Source organism: Limibacter armeniacum, assembly GCF_036880985.1.
Taxonomy (GTDB): Bacteria; Bacteroidota; Bacteroidia; order Cytophagales; family Flammeovirgaceae; genus Limibacter; species Limibacter armeniacum.
In genome coordinates this window covers 1,956,398-1,976,544 of the sequence record NZ_JBAJNO010000009.1, presented here as the reverse complement: position 1 = coordinate 1,976,544, position 20,147 = coordinate 1,956,398, and the positions used below count along the sequence as shown (strand labels likewise).

At 41.3% G+C, this 20,147-nt stretch carries 12 protein-coding genes; 6 read left to right on the top strand and 6 right to left on the bottom strand.

Annotation, left to right across the window (positions count from 1 at the left end):
- Positions 1-87: 87 nt before the first annotated feature.
- The 6 genes from V6R21_RS26135 to V6R21_RS26110 form a co-directional block, all read right to left on the bottom strand.
- Positions 88-2,031: a SusD/RagB family nutrient-binding outer membrane lipoprotein gene (locus V6R21_RS26135; RefSeq protein WP_334246463.1), complete on the bottom strand. Its 1,944-nt coding sequence runs from the start codon at positions 2,029-2,031 to the stop codon at positions 88-90.
- A gap of 13 nt (positions 2,032-2,044) precedes the next feature.
- Positions 2,045-5,131, bottom strand: a complete 3,087-nt coding sequence (locus tag V6R21_RS26130) for a SusC/RagA family TonB-linked outer membrane protein (protein ID WP_334246462.1) — start codon at positions 5,129-5,131, stop codon at positions 2,045-2,047.
- A gap of 538 nt (positions 5,132-5,669) precedes the next feature.
- A complete protein-coding gene (locus tag V6R21_RS26125) occupies positions 5,670-7,934 on the bottom strand; it encodes a GH92 family glycosyl hydrolase (RefSeq protein ID WP_334246461.1) in 2,265 nt (754 codons plus the stop codon).
- A 67-nt stretch (positions 7,935-8,001) separates the two neighbouring features.
- Positions 8,002-8,985, bottom strand: coding sequence for an isoaspartyl peptidase/L-asparaginase family protein (locus tag V6R21_RS26120; RefSeq protein WP_334246460.1), 984 nt, complete (start codon positions 8,983-8,985; stop codon positions 8,002-8,004).
- Positions 8,986-9,034: 49 nt separating this feature from the next.
- A complete protein-coding gene (locus V6R21_RS26115; protein WP_334246459.1) occupies positions 9,035-10,138 on the bottom strand; it encodes a M28 family metallopeptidase in 1,104 nt (367 codons plus the stop codon).
- A complete protein-coding gene (locus V6R21_RS26110; protein ID WP_334246458.1) occupies positions 10,135-10,614 on the bottom strand; it encodes a zinc-binding metallopeptidase family protein in 480 nt (159 codons plus the stop codon). The genes V6R21_RS26115 and V6R21_RS26110 overlap by 4 nt, the downstream gene beginning before the upstream one ends.
- A gap of 168 nt (positions 10,615-10,782) precedes the next feature.
- On the opposite strand from V6R21_RS26110, the gene V6R21_RS26105 reads away from it, so the two are divergent.
- The 6 genes from V6R21_RS26105 to V6R21_RS26080 all read left to right on the top strand — a co-directional run bounded on the left by V6R21_RS26105 (position 10,783) and on the right by V6R21_RS26080 (position 20,144).
- Positions 10,783-11,562: a DeoR/GlpR family DNA-binding transcription regulator gene (locus V6R21_RS26105; protein ID WP_334246457.1), complete on the top strand. Its 780-nt coding sequence runs from the start codon at positions 10,783-10,785 to the stop codon at positions 11,560-11,562.
- Positions 11,563-11,719: 157 nt separating this feature from the next.
- Positions 11,720-13,987: a GH92 family glycosyl hydrolase gene (locus V6R21_RS26100; RefSeq protein ID WP_334246456.1), complete on the top strand. Its 2,268-nt coding sequence runs from the start codon at positions 11,720-11,722 to the stop codon at positions 13,985-13,987.
- Between the two features lie 80 nt (positions 13,988-14,067).
- Positions 14,068-14,829, top strand: a complete 762-nt coding sequence (locus V6R21_RS26095; protein ID WP_334246455.1) for a copper homeostasis protein CutC — start codon at positions 14,068-14,070, stop codon at positions 14,827-14,829.
- Positions 14,830-14,846: 17 nt separating this feature from the next.
- Positions 14,847-16,121: a PNGase F N-terminal domain-containing protein gene (locus V6R21_RS26090; protein WP_334246454.1), complete on the top strand. Its 1,275-nt coding sequence runs from the start codon at positions 14,847-14,849 to the stop codon at positions 16,119-16,121.
- A gap of 27 nt (positions 16,122-16,148) precedes the next feature.
- Entirely contained in the window at positions 16,149-18,710 is a 2,562-nt protein-coding gene (locus V6R21_RS26085) for a beta-mannosidase (protein WP_334246453.1), read from the top strand.
- 3 nt (positions 18,711-18,713) lie between these two features.
- Complete coding sequence (locus V6R21_RS26080) at positions 18,714-20,144, top strand: glycoside hydrolase family 125 protein (protein ID WP_334246452.1); 1,431 nt, start codon at positions 18,714-18,716, stop codon at positions 20,142-20,144.
- Positions 20,145-20,147 lie beyond the last annotated feature (3 nt).

The window sequence follows — 20,147 nt, the reverse complement described above, 5'->3', positions numbered from 1 at the left end:
ACAAGAAGAAATTAGTAAATAAAAAAACCGCTATGAAGTGAAATGAATCACTCCATAGCGGTTAGGGGAATGGAAATTTAAAACTTCTTACTTATGGCTGAACCACTGTGGGATTGAGATAAAGCTATCATCTCCACCTGTAGATCCTTGACGTTGCATAGCTTCGTTAGCATTTGCTGCGTTTACTGTTAACTCCCTGTTTGGATAAGGGAAGCGTGTAGGACGAACACCTGCAGTGTTTCCTCCAGTGTGCAGCTCCACTTTTTCAAAGTTGCTTGTAGTAAATATTGAAGCATCACCTGTTGAAGCATACTCTGTTAGTGGATCAAATGCTTTTTGCTCCTCTTCGCTCAAACCTGCTGGAATTTCATAAACAGGAAGCTGAACAGACATGTCTTCTTCTGTAAGTTTTGCTTTTACAAATGATGGAAGGTGCGTTCTGTTCCATAGTGCAAATGCACGCTGACCATTTCCGATTTGTGACATCCAGTGTTGGTAAACAATCATCTCCAATTGAGCATCTTGACTTGCCGTACCGAATTCAGCAACCTGATCTTGAATATAGTTTTCAACAGAGGCACTCCAGTTATAAACAGGTTCTCCTTCATCAGTCAAATGTGTATTGTAAGCAGCGATAAGCTTATCAACTGTAGTTTGACCTGGGTAGAGTGAAGGGTACTTCATGATTGCCTTTCTCACACCGTCTTCAAAGGCAGCTGATGCATCGCCACCAATCCAACCTCTGTTAATTGCTTCTGCGATCATAAATTGTACTTCGTCAGCACCCATTACAGTAGAAGGTGAAGTAGCATTTAGGATAGTTTCAGGGTTCAATCCTGTAAGTAGTGCAAACTGACCGTCTTTTTTATACTCACGTCCATTAGTGGTTGTTAAGACACCTTCATTGGTTGTAGTATGGAATCCTAGCTGTTTTATTCCATCTCCCACTTTGAATAGACCTCGGCTAGCATCTCCTCTGTTTCCGTATTTCATCCCTCGATAGTGAACAGGCTTGAATGGTTCTGAAGCAGAGCTTTCAGCCATAGCAAAAGGATCAAAGTTTGGAATATCTGTAATTACAGTAGCTGTACCAGAAGAGTAATCCAGTTGACCACATACCCAGAAAATTCTTGGGTCTTGTTTCTCTTGCATAAGTCTAAGTGTAGTGTCACTCATAAATGTGTACGAGAAACCACCAACTCTACCTTGCATAGCAACACCAGCACCATTGATATGCTGTCCCCATGCTCCACCATTCTCTGTATGTTCTACCATACATGATTCATTTAGAGACTGAATATATCCGTTGCTGTCGTTATATGCTTCAGCAAAAACCTCTTGCCCTTTTCCTGGGTCGGCTGCTGACATCATCAAGCCAATACGCATTAGCAAGCTGTTAGTTAACTTAGCCCAATTGCTAGCATTGCCTTCATAGTACAAGTCGTAGTTGAACAGCTCCAGATTTGCATCAGCAAATTTTGATCTTGCCTCTTTTAGTTCATCGACCATCGCATAAAGGACGTCCTTTTGGGCATCATATTTAGGGTAGAATACTTTCTCTGAGTAACCTTTGCCTGCTTCAGAGTAAGGGATGTCTCCATAAAGAGATGTTAGGCGAAGGAAATTAACTACTTTTACCACTGTCGATTGTGCCAATTTGGCGTCGTTATGGTTGTCTGTATTTTCTTCCTCCAACTTGGTATTAACGTCAGTGATGTTTTTTGCTACATCACCCATGATTAAGCTCCATGTAGCTTCCGTATAACTATCACTTGTGCCAAAACCTACACCAGTTGTGTAAGCATTAGTGGATGTCATCGCATAACTACTAGACATGATTAAGTTTCCTCTCCAGCCTTCATGGCCACTGGCAAACATTTTCAGTTGTGAATAAGTAAACTGATGTTTTTCATCCAGTGAGTTGGACGTATATGGGTTCTCATTGATCTCGTCAAAATCATTTGTACAAGAAGAGAGAACGGATGCAGCGATGGCTGCTGAAAGTATAAATTTATTGAACTTGAATTTCATGATTGGTTATCGATTACAGGTTCGCATTAAGCTTAAATCCGAATGTTCTTGGAAGTGCAAGGTTTGAAACCTCGATACCTTGACCGTTACCATTGGTGAAAGTTGCCTCAGGGTCAATGTTCTCAGTGTTTTTCCACAGGTATGTCAAGTTGTTTGCAACCGCTGACAATGAAACATTACGGAATGGTGTTTTATCAATCAGTTTGTTTGGTAAACGATATGTTAGTATCACTTCACGAAGCTTGATGAATGAAGCATCGTAAATAAACTGCTCACTGATGCCTGATATTCTGCCATAGTATAACTCAGGGTCGATGCTTCCAGTGAATGCCTCGCCGTCAGATGTAACCAAGCCTCCTGGGTTCCAGTATCCTTCGTTGTAGTATTCATCTCGACCAACCAATGTTGCTTCGTGCTTTCCAGATGCATAGAGACTTGCGTTAGTGTTTGAATAAAGATCACCACCAAACTTGCCGTCAATTAGGAATCCGAATGAAACATTTTTGTATGTAAATGTATTTCTCAAACCAGCCATCCAAGGTTGGACACCATTACCAATGATATCAAGTCCATCTTCTTTCATTGGTAAACCGTTTTCATCTACTACAATGTTGCCTGCATCATCTCTTCTGTATTTTGAGCCAATAATTTGGCCGTAGGCTGAATTTGGACGAGCTTGCACCGAAACATCACCAGTTGTAGGAAGCAACATGTATTGCTCTACACCTTCTGAAAGTGAGATTACTTCGTTGTTGTTGTATGCAGCGTTTACAGTAGCTTCCCAAGTAAAGTCTTGAGATTGTACAGGGATAAGGTTTAACATCATCTCTACACCACTGTTTTTGATTTCACCTGCATTGATCAATGCTGAGTTGAATCCTGACCCATTAGAAATATCCACCGCAAGGATCTGGTCAACAGAAGAAGAGTTGTAATATGACAGGTCAAGGTTTACACGGCTGTTAAACATACGTACATCAAAACCGACTTCATAAGAAGTTTGCATGGCAGGCTTAAGTTCAAAGTTAGGGATTTGGTTACCTTGAATACCACCTACATTTATACCCTTATGATCCTGTCCATCAAGTTCATATTGAACAAATAAGCTATAAGGGTCTGTGTCAGATCCTACTTGTGCCCATGAAGCTCTCAGTTTACCGAATGATAACCAGTCAGGTGTGTCCCAATCCATATCTGAGAATACCCAGCTAGTACTTACTGAAGGGTAGAAGTAAGAGTTATTATTTGCAGGCAGCGTAGAAGACCAGTCATTTCTTCCTGTTACATCTAGGAATAAGTAGCCTTTGTAACCAATTGAAGCCATTGCATATACTGAGCTGATTACGCGCTCAAATTTGTTAAACTCGATATATCGCTCACTACCTGCACCAGGGTTTTGGAATGTTGGAGAAGAGAACCCTGATGAACCTGCATCATTGTATTCTCTAGTTTGGTGCATATAGCTACCACCTGCGTTGGCAGAGATATCAAAGTCGCCAAGCTCTTTGTGGTAACTGATTAGGAAGTCATAGTTGTCTTCACGATCAAGGTTTGTTCTTTGGTATGCTCTGCCTTGGTCATAGTAAGGAGTGTAAAGAGGTTGTAGTACATCTTGTCTCCATGAAGTGAAGTCAGTACCACCTCTAGCCATGATTGATAGTTCGTTAGTCAATTGGTAGTTAAGGGATAACATACCAAGAACACGGTTTTGAGTATCTTCATTTCTCACCTTATTGATCGTCCAGTAAGGGTTCATTTCCTTATTGTTATATCCAATAGGTCTGCCATCTGCACTTTCATAATTCTTTAACCAAGTTACATCATATGTAGTCGGAATTGAGAGCATTTGTCCCATGTAGTTGTTTACTGAGTTACCCAATTCCATACGGTTAAGCGCGTACTGATTCGTATAAGTGATACGAGAATCTAGAGTTAGTTTCTCATTGATTAACTTAGTAGTACCACGTAGGTTGAATGTGTGACGGTTGTAGTCAGAGTTCTCAACCATACCTGAGTTGTTCAGGTTAGAGTAGGAAAAGCGAACTTGTGAAGACTCGTTACCTCCAGTTAAGGAAATGCTGTTGTTGAATGTTACACCATTTCTAAAGAAGTTTTTGTAGTTGTCATAAGTTTGTAGGTTGCGCTCCTGTCCATCGTAATAATTACTGTTGCTTTGACCAGTGATTTTTGGTCCCCACATACTGTAATCTTGCTTAGGGTCATTAGGAAGGTTTCCTTGAGTACCATGTGCATATTGAGTTTGTTCATTTGGAGTAATACCTAACATATCTATTGTAACCCCACCAGAATAGTCAATACCCAATCCTTTTCTGTCCTTACCAGACTTAGTTGTAATTAAGACAACACCGTTAATTGCTCTTGAGCCGTAAAGTGCTGTAGCAGCAGGGCCTTTCAGTACTGATACTGAGGCAACATCATCAGGGTTGATAGAAGAGAGACCATCACCAGAGTCAACGTCGCCATTATCTTTGTCTTCAGCATTCTTGTAGTTACTGTTGGACATTGGTACACCGTCTACCACATAAAGCGGTTGGTTGCTGCCTCCTAAGACTGCATTACCACGAATAACAACTCTTGAAGAAGCGCCAGCGCCACCACCTACTGGAGAGATCTGTACACCGGCAACTTTACCATTCAGTGAGTTCATTACGTTGGCATTGGTACCTGTAACCCCCAAATCTTCAGAGCTTACTTCTGATACTGCATAACCAAGTGATCTTTCCTCTCTTTTGATGCCTAGTGCTGTAACTACTACTTCATCTAGCTGTTCAGCGTCAGCTTCTAGTTGGATTGTAAGATTACTTTGGTTCTCTCCCAATACTATTTCTTTTGGTTGGTAGCCAACATAGCTGATAGTAATGGTTGGTTGTGACTGGTCGATTTTTAATTGAAACCTACCGTCAAAGTCTGAGATAGTACCTGTAGTAGTTCCTTTAATCTGTACACTAGCGCCAGGTAAAGGTGAGTTGTCATTTGCGTCGGTGATGACGCCACTGATGACACGCTCTTGTGCGAATGCCGAACTAGCTATAGCAAAGATTGTAGCCAGTAACAGCAGCAGTTTTCTGCTTCTGTCCATTAGATTTACCATTTAGAGTAAAAATTTCACCAAATAAAAAACTATTGATTTTGCATGTGTAATCGCATGAATTAATGCTGTTGTCACTTTTCGTAAATGTGCGCTTAATTGAGTTTTTTGGTTAACATGAAAGCGTCTTTTCGATAAGCGATGCGTAAACGTACGTATATGATTATAAAACGTCAAGAATACGCATGAAATATTCGTTAATAAATGTCATTTATTTGATTATTTATACGTTTTAATGCGTGTTTGTGCGTGTATAGGATTACTTCGTTATGAGTGTTAATGTTAGGTATTTAGAAGTTTTTTTATTTAAAAGTTTGCTATTAAGTGTGTTTGGGCATTTTTATTACTCACTTTTTTGGTCAGTGTTTGGAGTTTGTTTGTGTCTGTTGTGTTGTGTTTGGTTTGTGAATGAGGGTAAATGTGCACTTAATGGCGCTTGAGTGTCTGTGTTATGAAACAAAAAAGCGATTGCGAGTTCATTGTTTGAACTGCAATCGCCTTTAGTGAATGTAGTGTGTTGGAATTACACTTAGTGGATACTGTTTGTTAATTCAAATTCGAGTGTGCCGCCTTCTGCAAGTTCTTTGTGGCTAACCTGCAAATGCTGAATTGGCTTTCCATTTAGCCTTACAGATTTAATATAAGGGTAATCTTGTGGTGGTTTAGAGGTTTTGATGGTTAGCTTATGTCCATTGCCTAATGAAATTTCTGAGTTGCTGAAGAGTGGAGTTGTAAGATCGTATACTCCAGATGCTGGGTTGACTGGGTAGATGCCCAGTGAACTCATGATAAACCATGCTGACATTTGTCCACAATCCTCATTGCCACAGACCCCATCAGGTGTTGGCTTATATTGTGACTTGAGAATCCTGTGTACCATTTCCTGAGTTTTGTGAGGCTTTCCAATGTAATTGTACAGGTAAGCTACGTGGTGACTTGGCTCGTTGCCATGTGCATATTGTCCAATCATGCCCGTTGAGAAGATAGGTAATTTGTCTTCTGGAAGCGGGTCAAATGTGAACATGGAATCTAATTTTGCAGTAAACTTATCTTTACCTCCAACTGTCTCTACTAGTCCTTGTACATTTTGTGGAACAAACCAGAAATATTGCCATGCATTGCTTTCACAGAAAGGGTCTGTGTACTCTTTAGGAATAAATGGCTGCTGAAATTCTCCATCAGCTAATTTTGGTCGCATAAATGTAGATGTACTGTCATATACATTTTGCCAGTTTTCAGCGCGCTTTGAGAAGTACTTATAATCTTCCTGCTTGTTTAGTGCTTTTGCCAGTTGGGCCACACACCAGTCATCATAGGCATATTCAAGTGTTTTGGAAACTGACCAATGTTCGTGCTTTTCCACGACAGGTACATAGCCATGGTTGATGTAGGCAGCGATATCCTCGTTTTTCGTATTCATTGCACTGGCTTTACATGCTTGAAAAAGCTCTTCAGCGTCAAAGTCATTGAGTATTCCTTTTGTGTAGGCATCAACAATGACAGGGACAGCATGATAACCAATCATCATATTGGTCTCGTTGCCTTGAAATGACCAAACAGGGAGTAAGCCCGTCTCACGGTAATGAGCCATCAAAGAAGCAACCATGTCTCTAGCCCTGTCTGTGTGGATTAAAGTATATAAAGGGTGAGCGGCACGGAAAGTATCCCAAAGAGAAAAGGTATCGTAACGTTCAAAACCTTTTGCTGTTTGTATCTTGCCATCAGCTCCTTTGTATTTACCATCAATGTCAGAGAAAAGCGTAGGTGCTAACATACTTTGGTACATAGCTGTATAGAATACCTGCTTTTCTGTATGGTTGTCAGACTTGATAATGATTTTTTCCAGTTGATCTTCCCATGCCTTGGATGCATTCGTTTTGACTTTGTCGAAATCAAAGTCAGTAATCTCTGTGTTGAGGTTTTGCTTTGCTCCTTCAATGCTACTCGAGGAGATACCTACCTTGACTTGTACGGTGGTCTGCTCAGGTGTGGCAAAAGTAAGGTATGCTTTCGTGCGCAATCCTTTAACTTCAGCACTTTTAATCAATCGCTCTTTAAAAGGCTTTCTGTATTTCTTCTTTTCTTTAGGCTCTTCAATTTCCTTAAGTTCATAGGTAAATGGCTTGTCGAACTGTGCAACAAAATATACATGTTGGTTGGCTGCCCACCCAGCTGATTTCCTGTAACCAACTAGCGTATGGTCATCTTCTATTTTTATGAAGGTTTCTGTAGGCCAATCCCAGTTGAGTGCATAGCCAAGGTTAAGGACAATCTGAGATTTATTATCAGCAGGAAATGTGTACCGTTGCATGCCGGCTCTTCTGCTGGTTGTCATTTCAGCATTGATGTCAAAGTCTTGTAACTTCACTTGATAGTAACCCGGTTCAGCATGTTCTTCCTCATGAGAAAAAAGAGAGGCAGGTCTTCGGTCACCATTCTCCACCAATGCCCTGTCTGAACGACTGTTGAAAGGCATGAAAAGTAAGTCGTAAAGGTCTCCGGCACCAGTCCCCGAAAGGTGTAAATGACTGAATCCGGCAATAGTAGTGTCTGGCCAGAAATATCCAGCAATTCTGTCCCACCCTGAATATCCGTTGTCAGGGCTTAGTTGTACCATCCCGTAAGGAACTGTAGCACCTGGGTAAGTATTGCCAGGGCCGTCGGTCCCGACAAAAGGATTTACATATGAGGTGAGTTGTACGTTGTTTGTTTGTTCTTCTGTTGGTTGATTGTTGGTACATCCCGAAAGGATTCCTATAAGTAGAAGTGAAACCCAATAGCTGAAACGTTTCATGTATGTCTGTGTGAAGTTTAGTTGTAATAGAGAGACTCCCTACCAAGAAGTAGGGAGTGAAGGGGTATTACCATTCCTTTTTGTATTCGGCATCTTCCATTCTGTTGCCGCCTTTATTGTCAACAACTGCCCAGTTGAAACCTGCATAGACGCTATAGCCACCATAAACGCCATCCTTATTGAGCGCAAGGAAGCCAACCTGTAGGTTAGTGAGGTCTTTGTGTTTATGAATGATTCTCTTTACAGCTTCCTCACAAGCGTCTTTAGGTGATAGGCCTTGTCTCATCAACTCTACGACAATGGCACTGCCAGCAGTTCTGATTACGGCTTCACCCAAACCTGTAGCACAGGCAGCTCCCACTTCACCATCAACAAACAATCCGGCGCCAATAATAGGAGAATCGCCTACTCTACCATGAAGCTTGTAGGCTGCACCAGAAGTGGTACATGCGCCTGCCAGATTGCCCTTTGAGTCAATTGCTAGAGAGCCAATAGTATCGTGGTTTTCGATATTGATAACAGGTTGGTATTTTGATTTTTTCTTCCATTCTTCCCAGTCTTTTCTTGACTGCTCAGTTAAGAGGTTTTCTTCTTTGAATCCTTGAGAAAGGGCAAACTGCTTGGCTCCTTTTCCAACAAGCATGACGTGAGGCGTTTTCTCCATAACAAGTCTTGCAACCGATATAGGGTGCTTGATGTCTTGTAGAAAGGCTACGGCACCACATTGGCTCTCGTGGTCCATGATACAAGCATCCAAAGTTACACGACCTTCACGGTCAGGTAATCCACCAAATCCTACACTTCTTTCCATTGGGTCGCCTTCTGGTACTCTTACGCCTGCCTCAACAGCATCTAAGGCAGATCCACCATTTTTCAGGATTTCCCATCCTGCTTCGTTGGCTCCCATTCCGTGATTCCAAGTAGAGACCATAAGTGGTTTGTTGCCTTTTGCTTTTCCTTCCATTGCAAATGAAAGTGCTGGAATTGATGCTCCAGCTAGTGATGCAACTGATAATTTTTTTATGAAGTTTCTTCTGCTGTTGTTTTCCATATTTATCTGTGATGTGAAGTTTTATAAAGTAACAAATTGAATGTAGTGACTATAGGTTGTGAGCAAAGTCCCAAATGTTTAAGTAGCTCAGTTTAATGATTCGTAGCATTTTGTCCCACATGATTTCATTGGAGTGGTCACCTGCCTGATGGTAGTGTTGATGCCCTCCTGTATGGTACCAAAAATAAGGAACCCCAAAAGCGTCGAAATTTACTTGATCACTGTTGGCTGCTTTACCTTTTTCTGTAGCACCATCAATGATGCCCAAATCCAGTTGGTACTTATCCAAGTTTTGCTGATTGGTGCTTGTAATATGGGTGTTGCCTTTTGTATAAATCATACTGACTTCATTCTCTTTGCTATGCCAATCTGCTTTTCTTCCAATCATATCGAAGTTAAGGTACATTTTTACTTTTTCCATTTTAGGGAAATGGTGTGTGAAATACCGAGAGCCGTGTAGCCCTTTTTCTTCTGCTGTCCACAGGGCAAATATCACACTGCGTTCAGGTTGTACTCCTGATGCAATGAATGCTTTCGCAATAGACGTGACCGCTACTGACCCCGAAGCATTGTCATCAGCTCCATTGAAAATATATCCACCATGTTTTCCCAAATGGTCATAATGCGCACCAACAACCACAATTTCATCTGTTTTGCCAGGAATCATCGCCAATACATTTTTCACTTCCATTAGGCGAGAATCAACAGAGGTAGAAAGGTGTACCTTTTTTCCATTCAGATTTTGAGAGAATGGAACAAGTGTTTTAGCTGCTTGTTTTTCGCCTTTTTTAAGGTCAATGCTTTCATCTTTAAAAAGGTTATGGACAGCTCTAGGGCCAATATGGGCAACTGTAATATTCACGGGCTGATCTACTGAAGATAGCTTGGTTTCATAGAAAGAAGGTAATTGGGAATCTCCTTCATAATAGGATCGGTTATAACGAAAAGGTGCATTTGCAGTCCATTTGCTGGACATGACATCTTGCTCAGGCGTAAATTCAATTACGGCTAAAGCACCATTGTTAATAGCTGCCTCATCCTTTGCTTTGCGAAGCTGTTTTGGTGTATAAGAAGCGAACAATTTGAAACCAGTTGAGAGAGAGTCTGAATGTCCAGGAAAACCAGTAAGCCTAATGACAATTTTGTCTTTCACTTGGATTTTTTGGTAATCGCTGTATTCCTCCGTGTCCAGCCCATATCCGACAAAAACCAGGGTGCTTCTACATCAATACCAATACTTGATACATCTATAATGAAGTCAGTATGGTAGGTGAGTTTTTGAGTGCTTTTGCCTGTTTTTGTCGCATGTATTACTTCAAAGGCTTGCTCCTTAGCGGCTTTGTATTCGATTACATTGAATGTCTGAAAATAGGTAGGAGTGCCATTGATAGAATCACCAGCTGGAGATAATCCAAATACTTTGAACATGCTGGCGAGATAATCAGCAGCCATATATCCCCCTTTCTGACCAGCCTCCCTGCCTTCCATCCAGTCGGATGCTAAGAATTCGAGCTGTCCTTGACAAGTATTGATGTCAATGGCTTGTAGCCCTTTTTCTTTGGGAACTTGTGCCATCAATGAAAAAGTAAAATAGCACCACAATAGGTTAAGAATAAAAAACCTCTTCATGTTAATAGTAAGTCTGCCTGTTTGTATGGTTTTTCCTAAATTTGATTCAAATTTAATTAGCTTAACAACACCAAACTGCATTGGTGTTGTTATCAAATACTAATAACGTGCAAAAACGCGGACTAAAACAAGTAGATTCGTGCGTTTTTAAAGGAAATTTTAACCGTTATGATGCTGAAAGAAGAGCGCCAGAACTATATTCTGGATATTGTGCGCAAAAACAATAAAGTATTGTCATCAGAATTAAGCACCGAACTGAATGTGTCGGAAGATACCATCAGGAGAGATTTGAGAGAACTTTCGGATGCAGGCAAGATCAGACGAGTACATGGTGGAGCGATCTCAAGTGAATCAAATAATAAGACAGCTTCTTCGTCATATATTCCTTTTAGTTATGAGGATAGGGAAATATATGCCCGTGATGAGAAAACAGTTATAGCCAAAAAAGCAGTAGAACTGATTCATGATGATTCAGTAGTCTTAATTGATGGCGGAACAACTAACCTTGAAATTGTAAAGAATCTTCCAGCGGACTTGAAAGCTACCTTTTTTACAAACTGCTTGTTAGTAGCTTCAAAATTAGTGGAGTACAGGTTTGTAGATGTTTACTTTTTAGGAGGAAAGATCTTGCCAAATGCTCAGGTTACTATTGGACACGAAGTGACAGAAGCGTTGAAAGATATGCATGCTGATATCTTTTTCTTGGGTGTCAGAAGTATTGATGCCGTCAGAGGAGTGACGGATATTGACAGAGAAGAAGTTAGAGTGAAGCGTGCTATGGCAATGGCATCCAAAAGAGTTGTGGCAGTGGCACTTCAGGAAAAATTAGGCTCTGCACAGCCATTTTTAGCTGTTCCTGTCGATAAAATCCATACTATTATCACAGAGGCAGGGCAGGAACCTGCTGCATTTTCACCGTTTCGTCATTTAGGAATTGAGCATATATAAAAGCAAAAGATTGTAAACGCTTTGCGTGTTTATGCATGTTTTAGTAGGTTTGTGCGTAAGTGAATGATTCTGAGTTAGACCATACACACTGGCGAATAATAGGCATCGCTTTTTCCTGATGACAACAAAAGGAAAAGCATAAACCACTAACCAGCAAATGAAAGCATCAAAGAAGAGATTTTTTGAAAACCACAAATGGCATATATGGGGAACCGCATTGTTGGCGGTGTGCTTAGGAAGTTGTACCACCCCGAAAAATACAACACAGGAAATAGCAAAGACTCCTGCCGAGGAAGTGGATGTGTTTATAGGTACTGGTGAACACGGACATACTTACCCTGGAGCAACAGTGCCTTTTGGGATGGTACAGCTTAGTCCTAACAATGGTAAGAGTGGCTGGGACTGGGTGTCAGGCTATCATTATTCGGATAGTATCATTGTGGGTTTCACGCATACCGCACTTTCAGGTACAGGAATTGGAGATTTGTCTGATATCCTGATTATGCCAACCACAGCATCTGTAGATTTGACTAAGAAGATCAAGTCTAGAGATGACTATGATTATAAAGCGAAGTATAGCCATCAGCAGGAAGTAGCCCGACCAGGCTTTTACCAGGTGACCTTACAGCCTTCTCAGATTAAGGCAGAACTCACAACGACAGAACGTAGCGGTATGCACCGTTATACGTTTCCTGAAATAGGGGAAGCCTCTGTTGTTATGGATCTTGGTTTTGCAATCAACTGGGATGGACCTTATGATACGGAAATCAGGGTTGAAGCCCCAACCATTGTTTCAGGATACAGGTTCAGTAAAGGTTGGGCAGCCAATCAGCAAGTGTATTTTGTGATGGAGTTTTCCAAGCCAATTAAATCCTATAAGCTTGTAGAGGGAACTTCATTGGCAAACGAGAATGCACAATCAGTGATGGCGGCCAAGACCAAAGGACAATTTTTCTTTGATGTGGAAGCTGATGAGGAAGTGTTAGTAAAGGTCGGATTATCAACAGTAAGTGTTGAAGGAGCAAAAAACAATTTAGCTAAAGAGAATCCGGATTGGGATTTTGAAACAATCAAAAACAAAGCATTCAAGCTTTGGGACAAAGAGCTGAATCAAATTCAGGTAAGTGCTGATACTGATTCGCTGAAGTCTATTTTTTACACTGCATTATATCATACCAAACTAGCACCAACAATTCTTTCCGATGTGGATGGCCAGTATAGAGGTGCAGATCAACAGGTACATAAGACGGCTGGAACTTATTACTCAACCTTTTCACTTTGGGATACTTTCCGTGCCAACAATCCACTTTTCACCATTCTTGATGCAGATAGAGTGTCTGATATGGTCAATACCATGTTGAGGCATTATGATGAAAATGGACGTTTGCCTGTTTGGGCACTGGCAGCCAATGAGACAGACTGTATGACTGGTAATCATTCAATTCCTGTTATTACAGATGCGATTCTGAAAGGAGTTAAAGGTTTTGATTATGACAAAGCTTTTGAGGCCATGAAGGAAACGCAGATGAAAGATATCAGAGGATTGAATCATTATAAGAAGTATGGTTATATCCCTTTGGATAAGCAGGACGAGTCAGTGACCATTACTTTGGAATATGCTTTTGATGACTGGTGTGTTGCACAAGTGGCCCAAAAACTGGGAAAACAGTCAGACTATAAGGCGTTTCTGAAACGCTCTGAAGCTTGGCAATACCTTTTTGATAAGGAGACAGGTTTTATGAGGGGTAAGGATTCAAAAGAAAACTGGAGAACACCATTTGATCCTAAACGGTCTGAGCACAGAAAGGATACTGATTATACAGAGGGGAATGCTTGGCAACATAGCTGGTTTGTGTTGCAGGATGTAGAAGGGTTGATCAAGGCTCACGGTGGCAATAAGGCATTTGTTAATAAGTTGGATCTACTGTTTTCTGAAAGTTCTGAGATTACAGGAGATCATGCATCACCGGATATTTCGGGACTGATAGGCCAATATGCACATGGCAATGAACCAAGTCATCATATTACTTACTTGTATGCATTGGCTGGGGCGCCAGAGAAGACAGCAGAAAAAGTGCATGAAATTATGACCACCCAATACTCAGCACAACCAGAAGGGATTAGTGGAAATGAGGATTGTGGACAGATGTCAGCTTGGTATGTAATGAGTGCAATGGGAATATACCCTGTAAACCCTGCCTCGGGACAGTATGTAATCGGGACACCACTTTTTGATCGTGTACAGATTCAGCTGAAAAATGGCAAAACATTGGAAATTACGACAAATAACAAATCTGATCAGAATATCTATGTCAAATCGGTCAAACTGAACGGAAAGGTTCTGAAAGGCCACTTGATCACCCATCAGGAAATTTTGAATGGCGGAAAACTGGAATTTGAGATGAGCGCAAAACCATCGATTTAGTCAGTAAAGAAAGGGTGAAGTCCTTATCTATTAAGGGCTAATCGTTAATTTGATCAGAGGTCACAGATATTTAACCTAAGATGGAAAAGAAATTATTGGAAATATGCGCTTACTCAGTTGAGTCAGCTATTGCAGCCCAAAGTGGTGGAGCTGATAGGGTAGAACTATGTAGTGGCTTTTTGGAAGGTGGAACAACTCCAAGTATGGGAGCAATTGCATTGGCGCGAAAGTATCTGAAAATTCAACTGTTCCCTATTATAAGGCCTAGAGGAGGTGATTTTTGCTACTCAGACCTAGAGGTGGAGCAAATGAAAGCGGATATTCAGAATGCCAAGGAATTGGGTGTTGATGGGGTAGTGATTGGTTTACTGAATGATAATGGAAGGGTTGACAAAGCTAGAATCAAGGAACTAATTGATCTTGCCAGGCCAATGAAGGTGACTTTCCATAGGGCTTTTGATATGTGTTGTAACCCAGAAGAGGCACTGGAAGACTTAATTGAGTTAGGGGTTGATCGAGTGCTGACATCAGGGCAGGCGAATACTGTAATAGAAGGAGTTGAAAATATTCGGAAGCTGGTAACCCAAGCCAATGGTCGGATTACCATTATGTTGGGTAGTGGCGTAACAGAACAGAATATTGCACAACTGATGATGGATACAGACGCTGTAGAATTTCACTCTTCGGCAAGTATTACAGTACCGAGCCGTGTCAAGTTCCGTAACACACGTATCAATATGAACAAGAATTATACGGGGTCAGAGTATGAATTGCATATGGTGGGAGAAGATAAGGTACGAGCCATGCGTAGTACTCTGGACAAGCATCATACACTTTTTTAAACCAAATTTTTACTGTTATGAACTTACCGTTGGGCTACAGGAAAGTAGGGCAATTATTGGTTATGGTGGCATTCGTACTATCATCCTGTTCAAAATACAAGGAGCTAGATGCAGTAGGAGATAAACGTATTACCGTCTTTGAGGAAGAATCAATCAGGTTTGAGCCTGATATGATGGAGGGCAAGCCACTGTTGGAAGCAGAAAATGGAGTCGTAAGGTTGGAATCAGGACGGATGCTGCTGAAGAAGGTAACACTACCACATTATTTGAGGGAAACAAAAGCGAGTATCAAGATCATACTTACTTCAGCGGGAGACCCTTGGGATAAGTCAGGTTCAGCATTTGTATTGCCGAAGGCAGCTCCTGAAACCCTGATGCAGTTGGCAAAGAAAGAGCTGAAACTAAAAGGTGCAGAGACAGAAGGAGAGATATTTCCAGGTATTGTAAAGGAAGAAGGTTACATCCCGTCATTAGAATTAATGCGCTTTATGACTCCTTTTGGCGTAGGTCACTACAGTGAATCAGGAGGTGAGATGGATTTCCGAAAACCCGTGTATATTCCTCATTGGGAACATGAGGTTGTTTGGGAGGAAGATATCACTAAGCTTTTGCCTGAACTGGAAGATGAGGTTTGGGTCGGTGTCTGGATTGATACTTGGACCAAAGAGGGCTATAAGCTGTCTATGGAACTGGACTTTGATGAGAGTGAGTTGGCCGTAGAGCAAAAGAAGAGACGTTTTGTTACCCCAGTTTTAAATACAGTTCCTTATATGGGACCTATCAAACATTATGACGGTTTCTCTAAAAATGACCTGACACTATCCTTTGAAGTACCAGAAGGTGCAAAGCATGTGCAATTGGCTTATATCACAACAGGTCATGGTGGACATGCTAAGGGAGATGAGTTTGTAAAAGAAGAGAATATTCTCTCCCTTGATGGAGAACCGCTTTATCGATTTTTCCCTTGGAGAGACGATTGTGCATCTTTCCGTCGTTTCAATCCTCATTCAGGAACATGGCAGATCAAGAGATCAACGAAGGTAAGGGACAAGTCAACCAAACAATTGGTAGAGACAGAGATTGAAGAGTTTCAGGCATCTTCTGACCTATCGCGTTCTAACTGGTGTCCGGGTTCATCGGTAACGCCATTGATGATTCCATTGGTAGGGGTTGAGGCAGGACAACATACGCTGACTATCAGTATTCCGGATGCACAGCCATTGGATACCGAAAAGAATGAATTCAACCACTGGTTGGTGTCGGCTTATTTAGTAGGAGAGATGGCAGAATAATTTTTTCACTTTCAAGTCATAAACAACATGCATTCAAAATTCAATATCGGGCTACTTTTGGGAATTCTCTTCACAGTGTGGGGGTGCTCAAAAGTAGCCCCTGTTTCTTCAGAAGAAATCACATTGCACACCAATTGGCAGTTTCGTCAGGTAGGAACTGATGAGTGGCTAAAGGCTACAGTGCCCGGTACTGTACATACGGACTTGCATTCAAACGGTAAGATAGAGGACCCATTCTATAGAGATAATGAGAAGAAGCTACAATGGATAGAAAAAGAGGATTGGGAGTATAAAACTACCTTCAATGTCTCGGCTTCTATGATAGAAAAAGACAGTATCGACTTGAATTTTAAAGGTCTGGATACCTATGCAGATCTCTATCTGAACGGAAAGCTTGTTAAGCAAACCAATAACATGTTTGTGGGGTGGACAATCCCAAGCAAGCAGTACTTGAAAGAAGGTGAAAATGAGTTGAAGATTTACTTTCACTCTCCTATCAATTTTGTGAAAGAAAAAGCCTCAAAGCTGGACTTTACCTATCCAGCAGATAATGATGCTTCTGATGAAAAGCTGAGTATTTTTACCCGTAAGGCACCTTATCACTATGGTTGGGATTGGGGACCTCGGTTTGTGACTTCTGGTGTTTGGAAACCAGTAAGCTTGAAAGCATGGAATAGTGCCAAGATTGAAAATGTGCAGTTGGTACAGAAAAAACTGACAGATGAGCTTGCTGAAGTGACTGCCAATTTTGAACTGACCGCTGCTATGGAATGTGAGGCAATATTGACAGTGTCAAGTGCTGATCACTTGTTTGCGAGCCAAACGGCAAAAGTAAGGTTAAAGGCTGGTGAAAATCGTTTGCCACTGACTTTTCAGGTGAATAATCCAAAACGATGGTGGCCTAATGGTTTAGGGGAAGCATTCTTGTACAATATCAATACTTCGGTTGAAGTGGCAGGGGAAGTTTGTGACCAGCAGGATGAAAGAATGGGGCTTAGAACCCTTGAAGTAATCAATGAGCCGGATAGCTTGGGAGAGAGCTTTTATGTGAAAGTCAACGGAGTTCCTGTTTTTATGAAAGGAGCGAATGTAATTCCTTCCGACTCCTTCTTGCCGAGGGTGACCCGTCAGAAGTATGAAAAAATGATGGATGATGCAGTCACTGCCAATATGAATATGCTTAGAATTTGGGGTGGCGGCGTATATGAGAGTGACACTTTTTATGAGTTGGCAGATGAGAAAGGGTTATTGGTATGGCAAGATTTTATGTTTGCTTGTACGCTTTACCCTGGAGATAAGGACTTTTTGGATAATGTAAGGCGGGAAGCCATTTACAACGTCAAACGCTTGAGAAACCATCCTTCTTTAGCCCTTTGGTGTGGTAACAATGAGATACAGGTAGGTTTTGATAATTGGGGTTGGGAAATCACCTATCAGTATTCGGATGAGTTACGCCAGAAGCTATATAGTTTTTATGAAAGCCTGTTTAAGGAGCTGCTGCCTGAAGTGGTAGCTGAATATGATGCAGGACGTTTCTATTACCCATCTTCTCCTATCAGCAATTGGGGAAAGAAAGAAGACTTTGCTAAGGGAGATAATCACTTTTGGGGTGTTTGGCATGGAGAGTATCCGTTTGAAAGTTTCAAGGAGTATATTCCCCGCTTTATGAGCGAATTTGGCTTTCAGTCATTCCCCTCTTTTAAAACACTTCAGAAAATTACTAAGTCTGAGGATCTCGGGTTGACTACTGAGGTGATGAATACTCATCAGAAAAGTTATAAAGGAAATAAGCTGATTAAGACCTATATGGAGCGGGACTTTATCATTCCTGAATCATTTGAGGATTTTGTTTATGTAGGGCAACTCTTACAGGCAGAAGGAATGAAGTTGGCTTTTGAAGCACAGCGTAGGGCGATGCCTTATTGTATGGGGACCTTGTATTGGCAATTCAACGACTGTTGGCCTGCTGCCTCTTGGTCATCAATAGACTATTATGGAGAATGGAAAGCCATGCATTACTATACGCGCAAAGCTTTTGCTCCTATTCTGGTATCTCCTGTTGAAGAAAATGGGGAAGTCAAGGTATATATCGTTTCTGATCTGCTTGAGAGTCGAAAAGGTTTATTGAAAGTGGAGGTAAAAGACTTTAATGGGAAAGTGCTGGCAAGTCAGGAAAAAGCAGTTGTGGTTCAACCTAACAAAAGTGATGTGTATTTGGCTTTGCCGTCTAGTGATAAGTACAAAAATGCTTTTGTGAAAGTCACCTTCCAAGGAGCAGATAATAGTGTTTTAGAGAATGTACTTTTCTTCCAAAAACCAAAAAATCAGCAATTGCCAAACCCACAGATAGAGATGCATATAAACAAGGTGAAAGCAGGGTTTGAGGTAAAACTTACCTCTGATAAGTTGGCAAGATATATATTCCTTCAGTTAGATGGAGAAGGTTATTGCTCTGATAACTATTTTGATCTTTTACCAGGAGAGGAAAAGGTTATTACAATATCTGATACAACTTTTGAAAATGCAGCAGAGCTGGAAAAAGCAATTCAGGTAAAGTCATTGACAGATTGTTATCCACAAAAATCATAAGCAATGAGAAGAAGGGATTTTTTAAAAAACACATCAGTCGCGTTTGTTGGGACTGTCGCATTAGGCAATTTGAATGTAGCTTATGGTTCAAGTCAGGCTACTTTCCTTTCAAAGAGACCGAAGAAAGAAGATAGGAAATTCCGTTCTGAAGCAGTGGATAAGTTGATTGCTAAAGTGAAAAAGCAAATCAATGATCCAGAACTGGCGTGGATGTTTGAAAACTGTTATCCCAATACGCTAGATACTACAGTGGAAGTATTTGGGGAAAGGGATGGGAAACCAGATACAGTGATCATTACAGGTGATATTCCAGCAATGTGGTTGAGGGATTCAACGGCACAGGTTTGGCCTTATTTGCCCTTGGTGAATCAGGATGTAAAGTTAAAGAGGCTTGTTCGGGGACTTATTCACAGGCAAAGCTATTGCATTCTGATAGATCCTTATGCGAATGCCTTTGAGGTAGATCCAACCAAAGCATCTATGTGGGGCTCGGATTTTACAACGATGAAACCAGGTTTGCATGAACGTAAGTGGGAGATTGATTCTCTTTGTTACCCGATTCGTTTGGCGTATGGTTATTGGAAAGAAACAGGGGATAGGTCTGTTTTTGATGATGAGTGGAAGTCCGCAATGCAAACAGTGATCAAGACTTTTAGGGAACAGCAACGGAAGGATGGAGTTGGTCCTTATAGTTTTATGCGGAAAACACAGAAACAGGAAGATACATTGCCAAACTGGGGAGCCGGTGCGCCAATCAAGCCAGTTGGGTTGATTGTTTCCTCCTTCAGACCTTCTGATGATGCAACCCTTTTCCCTTTCCTGATTCCTTCCAACTATTTTGCCGTGACCTCACTAAAGCAACTGGAAGAAATTGCCCAAGAAGTTTTGAGTGATAAGGAGTTGTTAGGAGCTGCTAAATCTTTGAGAGAAGAAGTAGAAGTGGCACTCGGACAATATGCTAGGGTAAATCACGCCAAATATGGAGAGGTACTGGCTTATGAGGTAGATGGGTTTGGGAACAGGGTGTTGATGGATGACGCTAATGTACCTAACTTGTTAGCCTTGCCTTACTTGGATAGTATCGATGTAAAAGATCTCCTTTATCAACAAACCCGGCAGCTGGTGTTAAGTGAAGATAACCCTTACTTTTTTAGGGGGAAGGCAGGTGAAGGAGTAGGCGGCCCACATGTTGGGTTGGACTACATCTGGCCTATGAGTATTATCATGAGGGGGATGACGAGTATTGATGACAATGAAATCAGAAAGTGTCTACAGCTGCTGAAGACAACCCATGCTGATACAGGGTTTATGCATGAGTCTTTTCATAAGGATGATGCGAGTAAGTTTACCCGCTCTTGGTTTGCTTGGGCAAACACCTTGTTCGGGGAATTGATCCTGAAGATTCATAAGGAAAGATCATACCTATTATCCTGATGA